Genomic DNA, 21,478 nt, shown 5'->3' with positions numbered 1-21,478 from the left:
CGCCACCAGGTCGTAGTGCCGCCTTTGCGCGAGCCGACTTGCGGATCCACACCCGGCAGAGGTTACCGACCAGGGGATCCGCACGGTCCGAGGTTGCCGACGGCTGAACGGCGCACAGCCCCGTTTGAACAGGGCCGCGGCCCGCAGCCAGACGCAATTAGTGCCGAGTTCAGCTGTGCCACAGGCGAATCCGTATGAGTCTGCCCGGATTCGCGCGGTGTGCCGCCGAGTCCGAGGTCGGTAATGCGTCTGTGCACTTCCCGCGGTGATGCGTTGGCTGGCGCGGTCCGTGGCGGCTGAGGTGTGCTGAGTATCGCTGTCCTGCAGTCGTATCCGTCTGTGTCGCCGTGCTGGGTTCGGTGCGATGCGCCCCTAGTTCGTGGTCGGTAGTGCGTCGATGTACTTCCCGGCGACGATGCGCTGGATGGCTCGGACCACGGGGCCGCCCAATCGGACGTACCAGGTTCCGGGGCGGGAGAAGGCTGTGACCAGGCCGTAGACGGCGTCGTCGGTGGGGTCGTATTCGGCGGCGAACAGTTCCTCGCCGATCTCCGGGTGACCGGGGAGCGTGCCGTATGCGAAGCCGCGCCGGTCGGGTTCGTCGAGGACGTATACGACTCGGCACGGTGCGGTTATGCCGACCGGGCCGACGCCGAGTCGCACTGTCAGCCGGGTCCCCGGCTGCGCGGTCGGGGTGTCGGCCTCCTGAAATATGCCGATGCCCTTCTGCATTCGGTATGCCAGGATCTCCGCGCCGGCGCGCTCGAACAGTGCACGTCCGTGCCCGATGCGGCGGCGCAGTCGAAACCGGTGGTAGCCCGACGGAAGTACATCGTTCGTCGCGCCGATCTCGGTGTAGGTGAACTGCGGATCCCCGAGTGCATCTCCCATGGGTCGATCCTCGCCCGCGAACCAGCGCGATGGAAGAGCGTCGTCCCACACAGCGGCCTGCACTGTCCGCCTTCAGGTCGCGTCATGCTTCTCGATCCCACAAATTCGTCGGTATTCAGGCCAGTACGCCCGGCCCGCACTCAGATCACCGGTTTCAACCGCAGCGGAGTCGGGTGCAGCAGCCCGAGCGGATCGATGTACTCGCGTCTGCTGTGCCCGCTCGCTTCTCGTCGTGCACCCCAATGCAGGCACGCGGCCGCCCCACAACCCTCGTGACCGGCCTCCAAAGTGCCGATTCGAGTCCCGCGACCGACCCGCAGCCCCACTGAAACCTCCGCTCGAACCGGCTCATATGTGGTCCTGAGCCCACCGGGATGGTCGATCGACACAACCGGTTGGCCCGCGACCGTCCCCGCGAAAACAACGATCCCGTCGCCGGCCGCGAGCACCGCCTGCCCCGGTGTACCCGCCAGATCGACCCCGCGATGTCCGGGCAGCCAGTCCTGTGCCGGTTTGTCGAACCGCCGCTGCACCGCGGGCCGCGGCTGTAGCGGCCAACTGAACTCCCCGTGCGGAGCGGCCGAAACCGACTGCTCCGCAACGAGTCCCAGCAGAGCGATGACCCCGATGATGATCGAAACCAGCCGCCGCCAACGCGGCCCGCCGACCCTGCTGACGCGCCTCATCCGAAATCAGCGAGGCAGGGGGAGTGGAACCTGCTGAACCAGATCCAGCAGCCGCGACAGCAGGTCACCGACAACCCGCGGCAACGAACTAGCCGACCCGCTGCCCTCCCTTCGCGCGATATCAGTGGGGAGCAGCGTTGCGCCGTCCCCGGAAATCGGTCCCTGCGGGCTGTCCGCCGAGCGCAGTTCGAGCGCGCCGTCCACCCGCACGAGGTTGGGCGCAAGGTCCACGCGCAGGACGTCAGGCACAAGGTCCAGGCGCAGTGCATCGGGCGTGACGTTCACACGGAGTGCATCGGGCGTGGGGGTTACGCGAAGCGCGGCGGGTGCCTCCTTCACGCGCAGCGGGTCTGGCGTGACGTTCACACGGAGTGCATCGGGTGTGGCGTTTGCGGGGAGCGCGGCGGGTGCGGCCTTCACGCGGAGCGCGTCGGGCGCGACGTTTATGCGCAGCGCGTCGGGCGCGACATTCACGCGCGGTGCATCAGGTGCGGCGTCCACACGGAGTGCGTCAGGCGCCACGACGAGCGGCGCAAGCCGGGGCGGATCCGGCATCCGCGCCGAACAAGACGAACCCGTGCACTCTCCGAACACGACTTCCGATGCGTCAGGTCGAACACCGTCAGGCGGAGCGGTTGCCGATGGCTCCCAGGGCAAGGCCACGGCGGCCGCGCCATCAGGCGGCGTGGCCGAAACCGGCTGCGCCACAGCCAGCGACAACAGGAACAGCGGCGGAAGGATCATGGTCATCGGGATAGCTATGTGATTCATGCCTTCAGCCTCGGCTTGCTGCGGCAGCCGCAGTAGCCGCGATCCGGCGAGTGTGGACAACTTCCGCGGTTGTGGACATCGCCCGTTTACGCCCGTGACAGGGCGATTTAGGAACTCACCCGCTCAGCCCGTAGACTGTTTGAGCGGTCTGTGCCTGCACGGACCGACTTCGCGCGCCACCCCGTGCTTGTTCGTAACGGCGCTGTTCGAACCGGAGCTCGACTTCGTGATCGGCAGTGCGCTTGCGGAGCAGGGAATCATCGGCTGGTCCTGATCCTCGTGATCGGGTCCGATGGTTCGGAGGCGCCAGGGCGGTGGATCACCGATTCGCCGCGTCAACCGGCAACGAAAGAGAGTACGAGAGCCATGGCTGTCGTAACCATGAAGCAGCTGCTCGACAGCGGCGCACACTTCGGACACCAGACCCGGCGCTGGAACCCGAAGATGAAGCGGTTCATCTTCACCGACCGCAACGGCATCTACATCATCGACCTGCAGCAGACGCTGACCTACATCGACAAGGCCTACGAGTTCGTCAAGGAGACCGTCGCCCACGGTGGCACCGTCCTCTTCGTCGGCACCAAGAAGCAGGCCCAGGAGTCGATCGCGGCCGAGGCGACTCGCGTCGGGATGCCCTACGTCAACCAGCGCTGGCTGGGTGGCATGCTCACCAACTTCTCCACCGTGCACAAGCGCCTGCAGCGCCTCAAGGAGCTCGAGGCGATGGAGCAGACCGGTGGCTTCGAGGGTCGCACCAAGAAGGAAATCCTCATGCTCACGCGTGAGATGAACAAGCTCGAGCGCACCCTCGGCGGTATCCGTGACATGGCCAAGGTGCCCTCGGCCATCTGGGTCGTCGACACCAACAAGGAGCACATCGCCGTCGGCGAGGCGCGCAAGCTGAACATTCCGGTCATCGCGATCCTGGACACCAACTGCGATCCCGACCTGGTCGATTACCCGATTCCGGGTAACGACGACGCGATCCGTTCCGCCGCGCTGCTGACCAAGGTCGTCGCCTCCGCGGTGGCCGAGGGCGTGCAGGCACGGGCCGGTATCGCCACCGGTGACGAAAAGCCGGAAGCCGGCGCGGGCGAGCCGCTCGCCGAGTGGGAGCAGGAGCTGCTCGCGCAGGCCGCCCCCGCCGCGACCGAGGTCGAGACCGCTGCCGAGGCCGAGATCGCCGAGGCCCCCCCGGCCAGCACTCCGGCCGATTTCTGATCGTCGCGACGGCGTCTGTTCACCTTGCCGACCTCTCCTGAACAGGAGTGGTCGGCAAGGTGGTGTTACCACCCGAGACAACACACAGGAGGATCGCCACCCATGGCGACTTACACCGCCGCTGACGTGAAGCGGCTGCGGGAGCTCACCGGCTCCGGGATGATGGACTGCAAGAACGCGCTCGTCGAGACCGACGGCGATTTCGACAAGGCCGTCGAGGTGCTGCGCATCAAGGGCGCCAAGGATGTCGGCAAGCGCGCCGAGCGCGCCACGGCCGAGGGCCTGGTCGTCGCCAAGGACGGCGTGCTGATCGAGATCAACTCCGAGACCGACTTCGTCGCCAAGAACGACGAGTTCCAGGGCCTCGCCGACAAGATCGTGACCGCCGCCGCGGCCGCCAAGCCCGCCGACCTGGACACGCTGAAGGCGCTGAAGCTCGACGGTCAGACCGTCGAGGAGGCGCTGCAGGCGCTCGCCGCCAAGATCGGCGAGAAGCTCGAGCTGCGTCGCGTCGTCGCCTTCGACGGCCCGGTCGCCGTCTACCTGCACAAGCGTGCCACCGACCTGCCGCCCGCCGTCGGCGTGCTGGTCGAGTACCAGGGTGAGGGTGACGCCGCCGCCGAGGCCGCGCGTGCCGTCGGCATGCAGGTCGCCGCGCTCAAGGCCAAGTACCTGACCCGCGACGAGGTTCCGGCCGACGTGGTGGAGAACGAGCGCCGCATCGCCGAGCAGACCGCCAAGGAAGAGGGCAAGCCGGAGGCCGCGCTGCCCAAGATCACCGAGGGCCGCGTCAACGGCTTCTTCAAGGACGTCGTCCTGCTGGAGCAGGCGTCGGTCACCGATTCGAAGAAGACCGTCAAGGCCCTGCTGGACGAGGCCGGTGTCACCGTGACCCGCTTCGCCCGCTTCGAGGTCGGCCAGGCCTGATAACGTCCGCGAACCCCTCGTGCCCGGATACGGTGTACGAGGGGTTTCGGCTGTCCGGACGCTGCTTGTTCACCCGCAATTCCCGATCCTGACCGGGCGCGTTCCTTGCGTCCGAGGGGGTCTTCTACCAAAGCCGAATCCGAGTAGGGCAGGATAAGGGCGCTCCGTGTTGAGCCTCCGCGTTGCCATCCGGCCCACGTGCTGTCGACAGAACGAAATCTATCGCCGAAGGAGACGAACACCCATGACGGACCCCGGGACCGACCGCCCAGGATATCGCCGGGTGCTCCTCAAGCTGGGCGGGGAGATGTTCGGCGGCGGCAAGGTCGGGCTCGATCCCGATGTGGTGCAGACGGTCGCCGAGCAGATCGCCGAGGTGGTCTCCACCGGAGTTCAGGTGGCCGTGGTGATCGGCGGCGGCAACTTCTTCCGCGGTGCCGAACTCGAGGAGCGTGGCATGGAGCGCGCCCGCTCGGACTATATGGGCATGCTCGGCACCGTGATGAACAGCCTCGCGCTGCAGGACTTTCTGCAGCAGCAGGGCATCGACACCCGGGTGCAGACCGCGATCACCATGGGGCAGGTGGCCGAGCCGTATCTGCCGCTGCGCGCCAAGCGGCATCTGGAGAAGGGCCGCGTGGTCATCTTCGGCGCCGGCATGGGCATGCCCTACTTCTCCACCGACACCACCGCCGCCCAGCGCGCGCTGGAGATCGGCGCCGAGGTGGTGCTCATGGCCAAGGCCGTCGATGGGGTCTTCACCGCGGATCCCCGGGTCGACGAGAGTGCGACCATGTACACCGAAATCACGCATAAAGAGGTCATCGAGCGTGACCTGAAGGTCGCCGACGCGACGGCGTTCAGCCTGTGCATGGACAACCAGATGCCCATGCTGGTGTTCAATTTGTTGATAAAGGGCAATATCGCCCGTGCGGTCGCCGGTGAGAAGATCGGCACATTGGTTCGGTCCTGACCCCGCGCCCGCGGATCATGACGATGACGACGCTGTGGAGGAAACGGTCGTGATTGAAGAAGCGCTCTTCGACGCCGAGGAGAAGATGGAGAAGGCCGTCTCGGTGGCGAAGGACGACCTCGGGTCCATCCGTACCGGTCGCGCGAATCCGGGCATGTTCCAACGGATCGTCATCGACTACTACGGTTCGCCGACCCCGATTACCCAGGTGTCGAGCATTACCGTGCCCGAGCCGCGGATGGTGGTGATCAAGCCGTACGAGCAGTCGACGCTCGGCGCGATCGAGACCGCGATCCGCAATTCCGATCTCGGTGTCAACCCCACCAACAACGGTGACATCATTCGGATCTCGGTCCCGCAGCTCACCGAGGAGCGACGCCGCGAACTGGCCAAGCAGGCCAAGGGCAAGGGCGAGGACGCCAAGGTCTCGATTCGCAATGTCCGCCGCAAGGCCATGGACGAACTGTCGCGGATCCAGAAGGATGGCGAGGCGGGTGAGGACGAGGTCGGGCGCGCCGAAAAGGAGCTCGACAAGACCACCGCCAAGTATGTCGGCCAGGTCGATGAACTGGTCAAGCACAAGGAAGCCGAACTGCTCGAGGTCTGAGCCAGATCCGAGGGCCCGCCCGGGCGGGGGACGAACGGAACGACGAGTTGAGCGACGGGACAATCGTGGCCGAGAACGCCGCCGCGACCGATGCGGCCGAGGAGCCGAGGCCGGTCAACAGCACCGCTGATGCGACGGAGGGGCGCGCGGGCGACGCCGCGATTCCCGACGCCGCACATCCTGAACCGGCGCTCGGCGAACCCGCGAACTCCGGGCATATGAACGATGAACCCCCGGCCCCGGCTTCGCGCGCCGGTCGCAATCTGCCCGCCGCGCTGGCCGTCGGCTTCGGCCTCGGTCTGTCGCTCATCGCGATTCTGCTGTTCGTGCCGAAGGTGTTCATCGGGGTGGCGGGCGCCGGGGTCGGCGTTGCCACCTGGGAGGTCGCCAAGCGGCTGCGCGAGGCCGATGTGCTGGTACCGCGGATTCCGCTCATCGTCGGCGGTCAGGCGGTGTTCTGGCTCGGCTGGCCGTGGGGCGCCAGCGGCGTCGCGGGCGCGTTCGCGGCGACCACGCTGGTCTGCATGGTGTGGCGGCTGTTCGACCACGGACTGCAGACCGCGCCGCGAAACTTTTTGCGTGACACCGCGATCGCCGTCTTCGCGCTGGCCTGGATCCCGCTGCTCGCCTCTTTCGCGACCCTGCTGCTGCTCGAACCCGACGGCAACCTGCGGGTGCTGACCTTCATGATTCTGGTGGTCTGCTCCGATGTCGGCGGTTATGTCGCCGGTGTGCTGTTCGGGCGGCATCCGATGGTGCCCGCGATCAGCCCGAAGAAGTCCTGGGAGGGCTTCTGCGGTTCACTGGTGTTCAGCGTTATCGGCGGTCTGCTGACGGTCACCCTGCTGCTGGATGCCAATTCGATGATCGGCGTGGTGCTCGGCGTCGGTCTGGTGTTGGTCGCGACCGTCGGCGATCTGATCGAATCGCAGGTCAAGCGGGAACTGGGCATCAAGGATATGGGCACGCTGCTGCCGGGCCACGGCGGCATTATGGATCGCCTCGATTCGATGCTGCCCTCGGCGTTCGTGTCCTGGTTGGTGCTTTCCACCCTGATCTGAGTGTCGAACCGATCCGGCCCCACCACTTCGCTGTGGTGGGGCCGGATCGTTTCGGAAACGGTGTCCCGCGTGGACTTCCGCAGATCAGGACAGCGCGCGAGCCGCTTCCTCGATCAGATCGCACACCGGACCCGGCTGCGACGCCAGCGACGCATGACCGGCGTCCAGCTCGATGAGCTTGCGCGGGTTGATCCGCTGCGCCATCCGGCGCTCGTTATCCGGGTTGATCATCCGGTCGGCCGTGGAGACCTGATACCAGCTCGGCTTGTTCTTCCATGCCGGCGCGGTCACGGTATCGCCGAAGGTCGAGGCCAGCGGCGCCTTCTGCGTGACGGCCATGACCAGTCCCTCGTCAGCGGGCAGATCCTGGCAGAAGCTCTCGTGGAACTTGTCCTGCCGCACCCAGAGATAGCCGTCGGAGTCGGGCGCGATGTTCTCGAACGCGGCGGGCGGCAGCTCCTGGCTGAGCTGGCCCGGGCTCTCACCCGCATCGGGTGCGAAAGCCGCGATGTACACGAGCCCGACCACATTGGGCAGGTCGCCCGCCACGGTGATCACCGCACCGCCGTAGGAGTGCCCGACCAGCAGTACCGGCCCGTCGATCTGTTCCACCATCTGCCGCGTGCGAGCCGCGTCGTCGGCCAGCGAGGTAAGCGGATTCTCGACCGCGTGCAACGAATCGAAACCGCGCTTGTTCAGTTCGACGATCACCTTCGCCCAGTGGGCGGCTCCACCCCAGAATCCATGCACCAAGACGATCGCCGGTTGTGCGGACATCGCAGGCATTCCTTTCCACATCATCGATTGGGTCGCTACGTTCCGCGGAGCTGTCCGCCGTCACCTCGAAAGGCGCCTGGTGATTGCGGCGAAATTCACGGTATGCGGATGATCGAGCAAAAGCTATGCTCCAAAATCCGAGTTAGTTTGCCGATACGCCAGGATTGCCGCCTTGTTCACCCGTACCGAAGAATTCGACGCGCTGTCGGAGATCCTGGACGCCGTCCGCCTGCACGGCGACGTGGTCGTCCGGTGCGCACCGCCGCCGCCCTTCCACGTGCGCATTCCGGGCGGTATCCGGATGCTGCACATCGTCGAGCAGGGCGCGATTCAGCTGCGATTGCCGGACACCGATGCGCCACTCGTGCTGGGGCCCGGCGATCTGGTGCTGCTTGCCCGCGGTGACGCGCATGCGATGTGCGTCGGCGCGGGCGCGATAGCGCGGCCGCTGCGCGATTCCGACTGTTTCCGCACCGAAGGCGAACTCGCACATCCGGATGCGCCGCGTTGGGTGACCGGAACCTTCGCGGTTCAGGACGCGATCGCGGGACCGCTGCTGTCGGTTTTGCCGCCGGTGCTGCACATTTCGGCCGCAAGCGCCGATCGGGAATGGCTCGCGGTGAGCACGCGCCTGCTGCTCGCCGAGGTTGCCGTTGCGAATCCAGGTGCGGCGGTGATGATCTCGCGGATCCTCGACCTGCTGTTCATCCACTCGCTGCGGACCTGGTTCGCGAGCAATGCGGCTTCGCCGGGCTGGCTGACGGCCGCGATGGACCCGGCGCTCGGTCCGGTGCTCGCGGCGATCCATCGCGATCCGGGCGCCGCGTGGACGGTGACGGCGCTGGCCGCCGATGCCAAGATGTCCCGTTCCGCATTCGCCGAGCGCTTCACCCGGCGGCTCGGTACGGCACCGGCGGCCTATGTCGCCGAGCGCCGCCTCGACCATGCCGCACATCTGTTGCGGTCGACCGCCGATCCGGTATCGCGGATCGGGCAGGCGGCGGGGTACAGCTCGGATGCCGCGTTCAGCCGGGCGTTCCAGCGGCGATTCGGTGCGCCGCCGCTGCGATGGCGTCGGCAGGGTCGGACCGACGGGGACAGAGCATGATGATGGCGCTTCCGATGACGGCGGAGCAAGGCTGATGCGGAGTGCACGCAGCTGAAAAGCCTTTCGGCGAGGGTGTGTCCAGAGCTGTTCGCGCTGCTGCGCGGTCCTAGCGCCGCGCGGCCCGGCGCAGCTGGAACATGCGCATGCCACCGACCAGTGCCATCACGAGTGCACCTGCGATCACCGAGAGCAGCACCAGGATGCCGACCGGCAGGGAGAAGTCCCAGAAGAACAGGTCGACCCGCTGCTGTTCAAGGTTCTGCAGGATGAAGATCAGCACCACGATCCCGATCAATGCCGCGACGATCAGCCCGACCCAGGTGCGCCCGGTCCGGGTCCTTGCCAGGGGCTTGCGGCCGGTCGGTTCCGTCTTGCGGCCGGTCGGCTCCGTCTTGGGGCCGGTCGGCTCGGTCTTGGGGCCGGTCGGCTCGGTCTTGCGGCCGGTCGGCGTCGACGGAGGTGTGGCATCTCCGGTGAGCTTCGATTCCGGCTCAGGCGACTCGGCGTGGCTGGTCATGGTCCGATCATTGCCGATCGCTATGGACGGTGCACGCATTTCGAAGCCGGGGATCGGCATAGCGTGACACCGATTCGAGGCTGCTCACCGTGCCGGTATCGGCCCGATCGAAGTGACCTTCGTCGCGTCGGGCATCGTGATGGTCACCTTCGGTCGGAAGCCGACGCCCGGGATGGGACACTGGAGAGACTATGACCGTCTCCCTGCCCCTCGTCTTCGATGCTCCGCGCCGTGGTATGCCACCGCGGCACCTCGCCGACCTCGATGCCGACGGGCGCAAGGCCGCGGTCGAGGAGCTCGGTCTGCCGAAGTTCCGCGCCGACCAGATCGCGCGCCAGTACTACGGACGTCTGCAGGCCGACCCGGAGCAGATGACCGATCTGCCCGCCACGGTGCGCGACCAGATCGGCGCGGCGCTGTTCCCGCCGCTGATGTCGGTGGTCAGGCATGTCGCCTGTGATGGCGGTGAGACGCGAAAGACCTTGTGGCGCGCGGGGGATGGCACCCTGCTGGAGAGCGTGCTGATGCGCTATCCGGACCGCGCCACCCTCTGCATCTCCAGCCAGGCGGGCTGCGGCATGGCCTGTCCGTTCTGCGCCACCGGCCAGGGCGGTCTCAACCGCAACCTTTCCACCGCCGAGATCGTCGACCAGGTCCGCGCGGCGGCCGCCGCCATGCGCGACGGCGAGGTCGCGGGCGGTCCGGGCCGCCTGTCCAACATTGTCTTCATGGGCATGGGCGAGCCACTCGCCAACTACAAGCGCGTAGTCGCCGCGGTGCGCCGCATCACCTCGCCCGCACCCGATGGCTTCGGCATTTCTCAGCGCAATGTGGTTGTCTCGACGGTCGGTCTGGCCCCCGCCATCCGCAAACTCGCCGATGAAGACCTCTCGGTCACCCTAGCGGTGTCGCTCCATACCCCGGACGACGAATTACGCGACACCCTCGTCCCGGTGAACAACCGCTGGCCGGTTGCCGAGGTGCTCGACGCGGCCCGCTACTACGCCGATAAGACCGGCCGACGGGTCTCGATCGAGTACGCCTTGATCCGCGATATCAACGATCAGCCGTGGCGTGCGGACATGCTCGGGCAGAAACTGCACAAGGCTCTCGGCTCGCGCGTACACGTGAACGTGATCCCGCTGAACCCGACCCCGGGCAGTAAGTGGGACGCCAGCCCGAAACCTGTTGAGGCCGAATTCGTTCGGCGCGTCAACGCGCAGGGTGTGGCCTGTACGGTGCGCGATACCCGTGGTCAGGAGATCGCTGCGGCCTGTGGACAGTTGGCTGCGGAAGGCTAGGGAACTCCGGCTCGTTGGGTGTGGCCGATTCGCGCAGGTCTGCGCCCTCACGGTCACTTCCCGCACCGCCTGCTAAGCGGCGGCGCACGGTCTGCAGCGACTACGATCATTCGCTCAGGTGCCACTGTCTTCCGGTGCGGGTGCCGAGATGTATTGGGCCTGACTACCTTCCGCGGTGTATCGACCACCTGCGCGATACCCTCGTCCCCACAACCGCTGGTCGGCGGACAGGGAGCGAGGTAGTGGGGTGGGTTGTGCTGCAAAGCGGTGAGGTTTTCGCTGGATACGCCATCGAACGGCTGCTCGGGCAGGGTGGTATGGGCGCGGTGTACCTGGCGCGGCATCCGCGCCTGCCCCGACTGCTCGCATTGAAGCTGCTCAATCGGGAGTTGTTCTCGGACAATGAGATTCGGGCCAGGTTCGAGCGGGAGGCCGATCTGGTCGCCCAGCTGGATCATCCGAACATCGTCACCGTTTTCGATCGCGGTATCGAGAACGGACAGCTGTGGATATCCATGCAGTATGTCGACGGGGTCGACGCGTCATCGGTGCCCGCGGCGACATTGCCGCCGGAGCGTGCGGTGCAGATCATCGCGGAGACGGCCAAGGCGTTGGATTTCGCGCACGGTAAGGGGGTGCTGCATCGCGATGTGAAGCCGGCGAACATTCTCCTGGCGCGGGCCACGGGGCAGGAGCGCGTGCTGCTCACCGATTTCGGTATCGCCCGGCCCCGGGACGATTCCAGGCACCTGACCCAAACTGGATCCTTCACCGCCACTTTGGCATTCGCCGCGCCGGAACAGCTCACCGGTGCGCCTCTGGATCACCGTTCTGATCAGTATTCGCTCGCCTGCAGTCTGTATTCCTTGCTGACCGGGGTCGCGCCGTTCGAGTCGCCGATGGCGGCGGCGGTGATCCAGGGGCATCTGCAGCAACTGCCGCCGATAGTGAGCCAGGTCCGCCCGGGTCTGCCGCCCGGGCTCGATGCGGTTGTGGTTCGGGCGTTGGCGAAGCGGCGGGAGGACCGGTTCGACTCGTGCGCGGAGTTCGCCGCGGCTGCTGGGCAGGCGCTGAGCGGATCAGGGCAATTCGCGACAGTGGCCACTCCGACCTATGTCGCCCCACGGCCCGCACCGCAGCAGGCCATGCCACCGCAGGGGCAGCCGCAGTACGCGGTGCCGCAAGCTGTCCCGCAGTACGCAGTGCCGCAGCCACACCGTCCTGCGCCTGGGATGGTCGGCGGTCCCTATCGTCGTCACCCGATCCCACCGCGACGGTCGCGCACTGGACGTGTCCTCGCCATCTGTCTCGGTGTGGTGGTCACCTTGGTGCTCGGCGCCGGCATCTTTGTGTGGCGCGATGATTCCACCTGGGTGGCCCAGATACTCGGTAGGTCCAAGGGCGACAAGGATATTCACGCGATGATCGAGGCGTTTCCGCGGATGCTCCCCAGCAGCGCGGACGGCGGCAACGGATACGACGACACGTCGTGCAAACCCACACCGCAATGGTATGACTTCTACGCCCGAAAGGGTGATGCCAAGGCCTTCGACCATTGGCGGGCGCGGTGGGAATGTCTGCTCGACAAGGGCGAGTTCGCCTTCCGGATCTACGCATACCCGAATGCCGCAGATGCGCAGGCGGTGATTCGGACTTTGCAACGGTCGGCGCACCCGGTCGGGACCGACCAGACCGGCACCCGCACCGACTACAAGTTCCTCACCAAGGACGAGTACAACACCGATGTCGACGAGATCGTCAGCAGCTTCAGCGATTCGCAGCGCGCTCGCTTCGTGCTGCGCTCGGGCTATCAGTTGAACCGGGGGATGGACAAGATAGCCGCGTGGCTGAAGACCGCTCCGCTGAATTGACCTGCGGGGGATTGTGGTGATCCGCGAGGGCTACCCTCGCCAACGACATTCCCTTCGACCCGGCAGCGCAGGCGCTGATCCTGTCTGGTGTTCACACTGGAGCGTCGCGACGAGGGCAGCGATCTCGTGGCGGCCGCGCGCAGGGCGCCTGGCCGCCGCCCCCGGCGCCCGCGTGCCCCTGGCGACGGCGGATGCTCCTAGCGGTCGGCGCGTGCGGACTCGCTGGACAGCACTGTCCCAGGAGGGGCTAGTCGGCGTGATCAGCGTTTGTCTCGCAATAGGTTTCGGGGTCGGTTGACCTGCGAGCGGGCGATTGCTGATGGTGGAGAAGCATCACAGACGGTCGCTGGTCTGGGCCTCGTGCGGTGCGGCGCGCAGCTCGGCGGTGCTGCCGGACTGGGTTCTGGCATCCGCATGCGGCATGCTTACGAGCGTCAAGCCGAGAGCATCCAGAATGCGCAGGGTGATCGCGAGGGTCGACCGTTGCATAGAGACAGTTAACGGTGCGATAACAACGAGAGTCTAGATAACCCGCGAAACATGTGACGTACCCTGAGCTAATCGTTGCAATTTCAGTGCTAACGCACGGAGATGTGGCGGTTTCGCTCCTTGGGGAACAGTCCAGCCGCCGGACAGCGTGTCAGTGGCCGTCCGGATCGACCAGTTCGCGGCCTTCGCTGGCCTTTACCCGGCGGTGTTCGGCGACGATGAGTCCGCCGCCGCAGATCAGGCATAGTGCGGTGGCGATACCGGCCACCACGGCCCAGCCCGCGAATCCGTAGCCCGCGGCCGTCAATGTCAGTGCGGCGCCCACGATGCCGACGAATATCAGGAGCACGCCGGGCCAGTTGCGAGTGTCTTCGATCAATTCGCCGGCGTGACTTCTGGTCGTGCGCGCGCGGTCCGGGAAGTCGGGGCGCTGCGGCCGGTTGCGCGGCCCGCTTTCGGGTCCATGGAACATGGCGTCCTCTCCGTTCGGACGGGACTTGTCGTTCGAGCGGATACCCGGCATATTCCGGGGCAATCAGCGCCGGATCGGGTGTATCGGCGGTCCTCACGGGTAATGCGAGCCTGGAATCTGTTTGCGAATGCCGGTGGCGAAGGCGGTCTCGACCGACTGGCCGAGGGCTGCGAACCGGTGTGGTGTGAGTACTCGGCCCGCGGGTATGGCGGTCGAGAGGAGTCGCGTTGGCTCCTGTCCCCCCGATGCAGGAGGTTCGCAATGACCACCCGTCAGAAGGAAGACGTCGTGACGCTGCTGCTCGCGCAGCACGAACTGATCAAGGGACTGATCGAGAAGGTCGAGCGCGCACAGGGCGAGGCCAAGCGTGAGCCGTTCGAAGACCTGGTTCGCATGCTGGCCGTGCACGAGAGCGCTGAGGAAGAGGTGGTGCATCCGGCGTCGCGGCGCGCGTCGGTGAGCGACAACGTCGTCGACAGCAGGTTGCACGAGGAGGAAGACGCTAAGCGGGTACTTGCCGAGCTGTACGAATTGGGCGTGCGGCACGAGGACTTCGATGCGAAGTTCCGGACCTTCGCCGCATCGGTGATCGAGCATGCGGAGTTGGAGGAGAAGGAGGAATTCGACCAGCTGCGCCAGCAGACCTCCGCCAACGACCGCGCACTGCTCGCCGATGTGGTGCACCTCGCCGAGGCGGTCGCCCCGACTCGGCCGCATCCGCAGGCCGGTGCGTCGGCCATCGCGAATATCGCCGCCGGGCCGCCACTCGCGCTCTTCGACCGGGTCCGCGACGCGGTGCGCGATTGGCGCCGCAAGACCGAGGAGTGAGCGATATGAGCGATGCGACGAATGCCGACGGCCAGTCGAACGCGAAGCAGCGGCAGCTGGACCGGCATCGGGTGGACCGCGAGCAGGGTTATCTGACCACTCAGCAGGGTGTTCGGGTGGACAGCACCGACGATGCCCTGAAGGTGGGCGAGCGCGGGCCGACACTGCTGGCGGATTTCCACGCCAGGGAGAAGATCACCCACTTCGATCACGAACGGATCCCGGAAAGAGTGGTGCATGCCAGAGGTGCGGGTGCCTATGGGCACTTCCGGCCCTATAACGACTGGCTCCGCGAGTTCACCACCGCTCGGTTCCTCATCGACTCGACCGTGGAAACGCCGGTGTTCGTGCGATTTTCGACCGTCGCGGGTTCGCGCGGATCCGCGGACACCGTGCGTGATGTACGCGGATTCGCCACGAAGTTCTATACCGCCCAGGGCAACTACGATCTGGTGGGCAACAACTTCCCGGTGTTCTTCATCCAGGACGGAATCAAATTCCCCGACTTCGTACACGCGGTGAAACCCGAGCCGCACAACGAGATTCCACAAGCCGCCTCCGCCCACGACACGCTGTGGGATTTCGTGGGCCAGCAGCCCGAGACATTGCACGCGATCATGTGGCTGATGTCGGACCGGGCGCTGCCGCGCAGCTACCGCATGATGCAAGGCTTCGGCGTGCACACCTTCCGGCTCGTCAACCAGGAGGGCCGAGGCACTTTCGTGAAGTTCCATTGGCAGCCGAAGTTGGGCGTGCATTCGCTGCTGTGGGACGAATGTCAGCAGATCGCCGGACGTGATCCGGATTTCAACCGCCGCGATCTGTGGGATTGCATCGCGGCTGGGCAGTATCCGGAGTGGGAACTCGGCGTGCAGCTGATCTCCGACGAACGCGAATTCAGTTTCGACTTCGACCTGCTGGATCCCACGAAACTCATTCCGGAAGAACAGGTCCCGGTGCAACCGGTGGGCACCATGGTGCTGGATCGCAACCCGGACAACTTCTTCGCCGAAACCGAGCAGGTGGCATTCCATACCGCGAATCTGGTGCCCGGCATCGATTTCAGCGATGACCCGCTGCTGCAGTTGCGCAACTTCTCCTACCTGGATACCCAGCTGATCCGTTTGGGCGGGCCGAATTTCGCGCAGCTGCCGATCAACCGACCGGTCGCCGAGGTGCGCAACCATCAGCAGGACGGGTACGGACAGCATGCGATCCCGCAGGGCCCGGCCGCGTATACGAAGAACACCATCGGCGGCGGTTGTCCGGCTCTGGCCGACACCGAGACGTTCCAGCATTTTGCCGAACCCCTCGAAGGATCGGTGATTCGCCAGCGTGCCAACAGTTTTCGGGAGTATTACCGGCAGCCGCGGATGTTCTGGCGGAGTATGTCGCAGCCGGAGGCCGATCACATCGTCGCCGCCTTCGCATTCGAACTGGGCAAGGTGGAGCGTGCGGCCATCCGGACCCAGGTGCTCGAGCATCTGGTGCTGATCGATCCGGATCTGGCCGTCCGGGTCGCGGGCGAATTGGGTATGCCCACCCCGGAGTCCGCGTCGGGCGCCCAGGATGCGATCGTGTCTCCCGCACTGTCCCAACTGAATACGGTCATCGATACCATCGCGACCCGCAAAATCGCCATTTTGGTCGCCGACGGTGTCGACGCGCTCGGTGTGCGCCGGGCCCGGTCCTGGTTGACTACCCACGGCGCGGTACCCGAGGTGCTCGCGCCGCATGCCGGTACGGTGCGCGCGGATGGTGCGAACGGCGAAACCCTAACGGTGGACCGGTCTTTGGCCACCGTCGCCTCGGTGCTCTACGACGCGGTGCTCGTCGCCGGTGGGCGGCGGGCCGCCGATACTCTCGCGGGTTCGGGATCGGCGGTGCATTTCGTACTGGAGGCGTTCAAACACGCCAAGCCGATCGGTGGCTTCGGTGACGGTGTCACGGTGCTGCGGATCGCCGGGGTCCTGCCCGATACACCGGTTGGTGCCGATAACGACGCGGAGAACGGTGTTTTCACGGTCGCTGCCGGCGTGGATGTGGCGGACGGATTTATCCAGGCATTCGCCGATGCGGTCGCGCGGCACCGGATCTGGCGACGCGCTACCGCCGCGGTACCGGCGTGATGACCACCTTCGACGACCAACCGCACCGCCTCGCAGGCGGCGGTGCGAAAGGCGCGGGTGCGGCCGAATACGTTCCCGCGGTGCTGGATCTGCCGCATCTTCGCGCGGCGGCCCGCAAGTGCCGCGGCTGCGGACTCTATCGGCAGGCCACCCAGACGGTATTCGGTGCGGGCCCGTCGAACGCGGCGGTCGTCATGGTCGGCGAACAGCCCGGCGATCAAGAGGACCAGCAGGGACAGCCGTTCGTCGGTCCTGCCGGTAACCTCCTGGACCGGGCGTTCGCGGAGGTCGGCATCGACAGGGACTCGGTCTATCTGACCAATGCCGTCAAACATTTCAAGTTCGTCGAGCGTGGCAAGCGGCGCATTCACAAGCAGCCGGGACGCACCGAAATCGTGGCCTGCTCCGCATGGCTGGCCGCCGAACTCGAGGTGGTCGGGCCGAATTTGGTCGTATGCCTGGGTGCGATCGCCGCGAAGGCGATCCTCGGCACGGACTTCAAGGTCAGCGAGCGGCGCGGGGAGCTGGTGACGCTGCCGGCGTATCGGGCCATCGCGACAATGCACCCGTCGTCGGTGCTGCGCGCGCCCGACTTCGAGTCCGCCTATGCGGATTTCGTCGACGATCTGCGGGCCGTGCACGACGCGATGTGAATTCCGTCCGCGGTGAATCCTTTCATCCGGTCCGCACCTCTCATACTTGTGTCGGCAACACCGTCGGCACGAGATCGGGAGGTTATCGTGGTCATTGCCGCAATTGTTGTTGGCCTGCTGCTTATTTGTGCGTGCAGCATCACTGTGCTGCGTCGGTGGAGCCGGTCCCGTGGCTGAGGTGTGCTGGCCCGACGAAAATCTGGTCGCCGCGGCGCGGGAAGGGGATTTCGAGTCCATCACCACGCTCGTGTCCGGATCGCATCCGCATGTGCGGCGGTTCGCCTATTCGCTGTGCGCGTCACCGGAGGATGCCGAGGATGCGGCGCAGGAGGCGCTGATCATCCTGTATCGCAAGATCGGGACGTTGCGGGCATCAGGGGCATTGGCGTCGTGGATGTTCCGGATCGTGCGGAACGAATGTCTGCGGCAGCTGCGGTTGCGGGTGCGGCGGGCCGAACCGATTCCGGATTCGGCCATCGCATCGGCGGAAGAGGAGGCGATCAATCGCTGGGAGGCCGAGCGGGTGGCATCGGCTATCGCGACGTTGCCCGCGGATCAGCGGCGAGTGCTGATCATGCGCGACGTGCAGGGCTACAGCGGTCGGATGGTCGCGGATCTGCTCGGACTGAGCACCGCGGCGATGAAGTCGCGACTGCATCGCGCTCGGGCCGCGGTGCAGCAGAGTCTGCGCGATCCCATCCTGGTGGCCGACGATGAGCGATGACTTCGCCAGCGCGTCGGTGCCGCGCCATTTGGCCCGTGGCGCAATCGGATTCGGCGCACTGCTCGGTTCTCTCGCGCTGATACCTGTGTTCGGCCCGGCCAGCCTGCTGCTCCTGCCGGTCGGTCTCGTCGCGCTGCGCGGATGCCCGACCTGCTGGGCGATCGGGCTGATCCAGACCCTCTCGCGGGGCCGGTTGCAGCGATCCTGCACAGATGGGACGTGCCGACTGGTCACCACGGAACCCGGTGCGAGATAAGTGATTGCAGTCACAGCCGGTATTCGCTCGACGGGAATGCCTGGCGTACAACGGTTCTGCTAGGTCCACATCCCCAGCGTTCACCGATGCGGCGAACGCTGGGGATCGTGGGCGACCATCGATTCCCGGTAAGGGTGGCTAGGTGCGGTTCTTGGCGGGGCGATTGGAGGCGGCGCGACGTTCGGCCTGCTGGGTCTTGATGCGCTCGTTCTCCTTGACGACCGCCGCGTAGTTCTCGCGTTCCTGGATCAGCCACTCGGGCGGATCGGCGAGCAGGGCGGCGATCTCCTCGGCGTTCATCGCATCGGAGACTTCGGCGCGAGCCAGGCCGGAATTGGAAACTCCGAGCTTGCGGGCGACGATATCGCGCGGGAACGGCCCGCTCTTGCGGAGTTCGGTCAGCCAGGCCGGGGGATTGGTGCGCAGTTCTTCGAGTTCGGCGCGTGAGATCGGGGAGTTTCGGAATTCCTCGGGCGTCGCCGGAAGGTAGATGCCGAGCTTGTTGGCCGCGGTCAGCGGCTTCATGGTCTGCGGTTTCTTATCCGGGCTCACCGGTATAGCGTATCCGGCCCGCCGGCGGGTCCCGACCACCCGCCACGCAAGTCCCGAGTACCGCGAGCAATACCCTCTAACCCATGAACCCCGAGTCCATCGATGTGACCCGCCTGCGCTGGTTTGTCGCGGTTGCCGAGGAACTGCATTTCGCGCGCGCGGCGAAATCGCTGCATATCTCGCGGCAGAAGTTGAGCCATACGGTGATCGACTTGGAGAACGAGCTCGGTGCCAAACTTTTCGTGCCGGGTGCCCAGCCGACCCAACTGACCGAGGCCGGACAGCAATTGCTGCGCGATGCCAGGGGCATCATCGCGCGCGCGAATGAGCCGGAACCGGTCGCCGCGGCGGATGTCGCCCTGCGGGTCGGTTTCGTCCCGGGCGTCACCGTGTCCAAATGGACGCGGATCTGGGGTGAGCGCTTCCCCGACACCCCGCTGGAGGTGGTTCCCATACCAATGGCCGAACAACTGGCGGCGCTGCGCGAGGGCCGGGTAGACGCCTGTTTCGTGCGCCTGCCGATCGACCGCGACGGCCTGAGCGCGATACCGCTCTATCGCGAGCTGCCGGTAGTCGTGGTGCCCAAGGACCACACTCTCTCGGTCTTCGACCAGGTGGGCATGGGCGATCTGGCCGACGAGCGGATTCAGGACGCCAGCGATATCGACGCGGTCGCGGGGACCATCGAACTGGTCGCGGCCGGTGTCGGCGTCGCTATCGTGCCGCATTCGATCGCGCGCCTGCACGCCCGCCGCGACCTCGTCTACCGGACCATGATGGGCGTCCCGGATACCGAAATCGCCCTGGCGTGGCCGACCGCGCGGACCACCGACCTGATCGAGGAATTCGTCGGAATCGTGCGCGGTCGTTCCGAGCGCAGCTCGCGGACCCCGGCCCAGCGCAAGAAGGTCGAACCGCAGCAGAAGACCGCGGCGAAACGCGCTCGTGCCGGGTCCGCGAAGAGCTCTACCAAGAACCCGGGAGCCAAGAAGAAGCCCGCCAAGCGTCGCGGGCGTTAGGGTGAATCCCTAACCGAGCCAATACCTTTCGGTGACGACTACCTGGGCTTGCGGCGCAGGATCGAGTCGCGGATCATGATGCCCGCGATCAGGACGGCGAAGCCGACGAGGAAGATGTCTTCGATCTTGCCCTTGTGGTTGCCGATCGTCATGGCCACCAGGATGAAGCAGACGACCCAGCCCGCGGCGCGGAAGGTGCGGCGCGACTCCCCGCTCCAGCCCCATTCGGCGGACGGAACCTCGGCGGTGTCCACGTGGGTGACGATTGCGCGGTCACTGGTGGGTTCGAGTTCCGTGGCGGCCACGATCGCTCCTTAGCTCGGTATGGGCGTTACTGTCGATATCGTGGCATACGACCGCCCGTCGTAGCCAGCAGGGCCGTGTTCGATCGGCAAGCAGCGCAAGGTTCGATCGGCAAGCGGCGCAAGCCACCACCTTCGGGCACGTTGCCAGCCCCGCTGCCACAATGGGGCCGTGTCCGACATCGTGAGAGTCCTTCTGCTCGGCAGCACCGGTTCCATCGGTACCCAGGCGCTCGAGGTGATTGCCGCCAACCCCGACAAATTCGAGGTGGTCGGCCTTGCCGCGCGCGGCGGCAATGCCGAGCTGCTCGCGGCGCAGATGGCCGCGACCGGGACTCGCAATGTCGCGGTGGCCGATCCGGCCGCCGGTGCGCGACTGGGCCTGGCATTGAGCGGTCCCGGCGCGGTCACCGAACTCGTGCGCCGCACCGAGGCGGATGTCGTGCTGAACGCGTTGGTCGGATCACTCGGTTTGGAGCCGACCCTGGCGACGCTGCAATCGGGCACCCGGCTGGCACTGGCGAATAAGGAATCGCTCGTCGCGGGCGGCTCCCTGGTGACCCGCGCCGCCGCACCCGGCCAGATCGTTCCGGTCGACTCCGAACACTCCGCACTCGCCCAGTGCCTGCGCGGCGGCCGGGCCGAGGAGGTGGATCGGCTGGTGTTGACCGCGTCCGGCGGACCGTTCCGCGGCTGGACCACCGAAATGCTGGAATCGGTGAATCCCGCCGAGGCCAAGGCGCATCCGACCTGGTCTATGGGCCTGATGAATACGCTGAACTCGGCGTCGCTGGTGAACAAGGGCCTCGAACTGATCGAGACGCACCTGCTGTTCGGGGTGCCCTACGACCGCATCGACGTCACGGTGCATCCGCAGTCGATCGTGCACTCCATGGTCACCTTCAAAGACGGCTCCACCCTGGCCCAGGCCAGCCCGCCCGATATGAAGCTGCCGATCGCATTGGCCCTCGGCTGGCCGGACCGAGTGCCGGGCGCGGCCGCCGCCTGCGACTTCAGCACGGCGTCGACCTGGGAGTTCGAACCGGTCGACAATGCGGTATTCCCGGCGGTCGAGCTGGCCAGGCAGGCCGGAACCGCGGGCGGCAGTGTCACGGCGGTCTACAACGCGGCGAATGAGATCGCGGTGCAGGCCTTCCTGGATGGCAAGATCCGATTCCCGGATATCGTGCGCACTGTCGCGCGCGCCGTCGAGGCCGCGGAGCAATGGCGCGGCGAACCGGAAGCGCTGCAGGACGTGCTCGCGGCGGACAGTTGGGCTCGCGATTTCGCTCGCACACTCGTCGGCAACTGAGTCGGAAACCCGGTGTCGACCGGATCGGGCG

Annotated in this window: 24 protein-coding genes; 15 read left to right on the top strand and 9 right to left on the bottom strand. The window is 66.2% G+C overall.

The window, feature by feature from the left end; all coding sequences use genetic code 11:
• Nucleotides 1-372 precede the first annotated feature (372 nt).
• The 3 genes from ACHQ4I_RS19675 to ACHQ4I_RS19665 form a co-directional block, all read right to left on the bottom strand.
• Entirely contained in the window at nt 373-891 is a 519-nt protein-coding gene (locus ACHQ4I_RS19675) for a DUF1990 family protein (RefSeq protein ID WP_420773246.1), read from the bottom strand.
• 140 nt (nt 892-1,031) lie between these two features.
• Nucleotides 1,032-1,577: a M23 family metallopeptidase gene (locus ACHQ4I_RS19670; protein WP_420773245.1), complete on the bottom strand. Its 546-nt coding sequence runs from the start codon at nt 1,575-1,577 to the stop codon at nt 1,032-1,034.
• Nucleotides 1,578-1,583: 6 nt separating this feature from the next.
• Nucleotides 1,584-2,327: a hypothetical protein gene (locus ACHQ4I_RS19665; protein ID WP_420773244.1), complete on the bottom strand. Its 744-nt coding sequence runs from the start codon at nt 2,325-2,327 to the stop codon at nt 1,584-1,586.
• A 387-nt stretch (nt 2,328-2,714) separates the two neighbouring features.
• Between ACHQ4I_RS19665 and rpsB the strand changes: the two genes are divergently transcribed.
• The 5 genes from rpsB to ACHQ4I_RS19640 all read left to right on the top strand — a co-directional run bounded on the left by rpsB (nt 2,715) and on the right by ACHQ4I_RS19640 (nt 7,137).
• Nucleotides 2,715-3,569 (top strand): 30S ribosomal protein S2, encoded by an 855-nt coding sequence (gene rpsB / locus ACHQ4I_RS19660; protein WP_420773243.1) that lies wholly within the window; start codon nt 2,715-2,717, stop codon nt 3,567-3,569.
• Nucleotides 3,570-3,671: 102 nt separating this feature from the next.
• Entirely contained in the window at nt 3,672-4,496 is an 825-nt protein-coding gene (gene tsf, locus ACHQ4I_RS19655) for a translation elongation factor Ts (protein ID WP_420773242.1), read from the top strand.
• Between the two features lie 244 nt (nt 4,497-4,740).
• Entirely contained in the window at nt 4,741-5,469 is a 729-nt protein-coding gene (gene pyrH / locus ACHQ4I_RS19650) for a UMP kinase (RefSeq protein WP_420773241.1), read from the top strand.
• A gap of 49 nt (nt 5,470-5,518) precedes the next feature.
• Complete coding sequence (frr, locus tag ACHQ4I_RS19645; protein ID WP_040693344.1) at nt 5,519-6,076, top strand: ribosome recycling factor; 558 nt, start codon at nt 5,519-5,521, stop codon at nt 6,074-6,076.
• Nucleotides 6,077-6,141: 65 nt separating this feature from the next.
• The gene (locus ACHQ4I_RS19640) at nt 6,142-7,137 is read left to right on the top strand and encodes a phosphatidate cytidylyltransferase (protein WP_420773373.1); all 996 of its coding nucleotides are present in this window, start codon (nt 6,142-6,144) and stop codon (nt 7,135-7,137) included.
• An 84-nt stretch (nt 7,138-7,221) separates the two neighbouring features.
• Here ACHQ4I_RS19640 and ACHQ4I_RS19635 read toward each other — a convergent pair whose 3' ends face one another.
• Nucleotides 7,222-7,914, bottom strand: a complete 693-nt coding sequence (locus ACHQ4I_RS19635; RefSeq protein WP_420773240.1) for an alpha/beta hydrolase — start codon at nt 7,912-7,914, stop codon at nt 7,222-7,224.
• A 172-nt stretch (nt 7,915-8,086) separates the two neighbouring features.
• On the opposite strand from ACHQ4I_RS19635, the gene ACHQ4I_RS19630 reads away from it, so the two are divergent.
• Nucleotides 8,087-9,022: an AraC family transcriptional regulator gene (locus ACHQ4I_RS19630; RefSeq protein ID WP_420773239.1), complete on the top strand. Its 936-nt coding sequence runs from the start codon at nt 8,087-8,089 to the stop codon at nt 9,020-9,022.
• 106 nt (nt 9,023-9,128) lie between these two features.
• Here ACHQ4I_RS19630 and ACHQ4I_RS19625 read toward each other — a convergent pair whose 3' ends face one another.
• On the bottom strand, nt 9,129-9,539 hold the full coding sequence (locus ACHQ4I_RS19625; RefSeq protein ID WP_420773238.1) for a LapA family protein: 411 nt from the start codon (nt 9,537-9,539) through the stop codon (nt 9,129-9,131).
• Nucleotides 9,540-9,730: 191 nt separating this feature from the next.
• On the opposite strand from ACHQ4I_RS19625, the gene rlmN reads away from it, so the two are divergent.
• Nucleotides 9,731-10,840, top strand: a complete 1,110-nt coding sequence (gene rlmN, locus ACHQ4I_RS19620; protein ID WP_420773237.1) for a dual-specificity RNA methyltransferase RlmN — start codon at nt 9,731-9,733, stop codon at nt 10,838-10,840.
• Between the two features lie 242 nt (nt 10,841-11,082).
• On the top strand, nt 11,083-12,711 hold the full coding sequence (locus ACHQ4I_RS19615; protein ID WP_476445397.1) for a protein kinase domain-containing protein: 1,629 nt from the start codon (nt 11,083-11,085) through the stop codon (nt 12,709-12,711).
• 333 nt (nt 12,712-13,044) lie between these two features.
• On the opposite strand, the gene ACHQ4I_RS19610 is transcribed toward ACHQ4I_RS19615, so the two are convergent.
• The gene (locus ACHQ4I_RS19610; RefSeq protein WP_420773236.1) at nt 13,045-13,200 is read right to left on the bottom strand and encodes a hypothetical protein; all 156 of its coding nucleotides are present in this window, start codon (nt 13,198-13,200) and stop codon (nt 13,045-13,047) included.
• 151 nt (nt 13,201-13,351) lie between these two features.
• Nucleotides 13,352-13,672, bottom strand: a complete 321-nt coding sequence (locus ACHQ4I_RS19605) for a hypothetical protein (RefSeq protein WP_420773235.1) — start codon at nt 13,670-13,672, stop codon at nt 13,352-13,354.
• A 261-nt stretch (nt 13,673-13,933) separates the two neighbouring features.
• Here ACHQ4I_RS19605 and ACHQ4I_RS19600 point away from each other — a divergent pair, with 261 nt between their 5' ends.
• From ACHQ4I_RS19600 to ACHQ4I_RS19580, 5 genes are all read left to right on the top strand, one after another.
• Entirely contained in the window at nt 13,934-14,500 is a 567-nt protein-coding gene (locus ACHQ4I_RS19600) for a hemerythrin domain-containing protein (protein ID WP_420773234.1), read from the top strand.
• A gap of 5 nt (nt 14,501-14,505) precedes the next feature.
• Entirely contained in the window at nt 14,506-16,629 is a 2,124-nt protein-coding gene (locus ACHQ4I_RS19595) for a catalase (protein ID WP_420773233.1), read from the top strand.
• Nucleotides 16,629-17,282: a UdgX family uracil-DNA binding protein gene (locus tag ACHQ4I_RS19590; RefSeq protein ID WP_420773232.1), complete on the top strand. Its 654-nt coding sequence runs from the start codon at nt 16,629-16,631 to the stop codon at nt 17,280-17,282. Before ACHQ4I_RS19595 ends, ACHQ4I_RS19590 begins: the two co-directional genes overlap by 1 nt.
• Before the next feature lie 169 nt (nt 17,283-17,451).
• Complete coding sequence (locus tag ACHQ4I_RS19585) at nt 17,452-18,006, top strand: RNA polymerase sigma factor (RefSeq protein WP_420773231.1); 555 nt, start codon at nt 17,452-17,454, stop codon at nt 18,004-18,006.
• Nucleotides 17,996-18,262, top strand: a complete 267-nt coding sequence (locus ACHQ4I_RS19580) for a hypothetical protein (protein ID WP_420773230.1) — start codon at nt 17,996-17,998, stop codon at nt 18,260-18,262. Before ACHQ4I_RS19585 ends, ACHQ4I_RS19580 begins: the two co-directional genes overlap by 11 nt.
• Nucleotides 18,263-18,400: 138 nt before the next feature.
• Here ACHQ4I_RS19580 and ACHQ4I_RS19575 read toward each other — a convergent pair whose 3' ends face one another.
• Nucleotides 18,401-18,814, bottom strand: coding sequence for a DUF5997 family protein (locus ACHQ4I_RS19575; RefSeq protein ID WP_420773229.1), 414 nt, complete (start codon nt 18,812-18,814; stop codon nt 18,401-18,403).
• Between the two features lie 83 nt (nt 18,815-18,897).
• Between ACHQ4I_RS19575 and ACHQ4I_RS19570 the strand changes: the two genes are divergently transcribed.
• The gene (locus ACHQ4I_RS19570) at nt 18,898-19,833 is read left to right on the top strand and encodes a LysR family transcriptional regulator (protein WP_420773228.1); all 936 of its coding nucleotides are present in this window, start codon (nt 18,898-18,900) and stop codon (nt 19,831-19,833) included.
• 38 nt (nt 19,834-19,871) lie between these two features.
• Here ACHQ4I_RS19570 and ACHQ4I_RS19565 read toward each other — a convergent pair whose 3' ends face one another.
• Nucleotides 19,872-20,138, bottom strand: coding sequence for a DUF2631 domain-containing protein (locus tag ACHQ4I_RS19565; RefSeq protein ID WP_420773227.1), 267 nt, complete (start codon nt 20,136-20,138; stop codon nt 19,872-19,874).
• 169 nt (nt 20,139-20,307) lie between these two features.
• Here ACHQ4I_RS19565 and dxr point away from each other — a divergent pair, with 169 nt between their 5' ends.
• The gene (dxr, locus tag ACHQ4I_RS19560; protein WP_420773226.1) at nt 20,308-21,447 is read left to right on the top strand and encodes a 1-deoxy-D-xylulose-5-phosphate reductoisomerase; all 1,140 of its coding nucleotides are present in this window, start codon (nt 20,308-20,310) and stop codon (nt 21,445-21,447) included.
• Nucleotides 21,448-21,478 lie beyond the last annotated feature (31 nt).

It is taken from the genome of Nocardia nepalensis, from assembly GCF_048910785.1.
Taxonomy (GTDB): domain Bacteria; phylum Actinomycetota; class Actinomycetes; order Mycobacteriales; family Mycobacteriaceae; genus Nocardia; species Nocardia nepalensis.
This window is presented reverse-complemented; position numbering and strand designations above follow the sequence as displayed.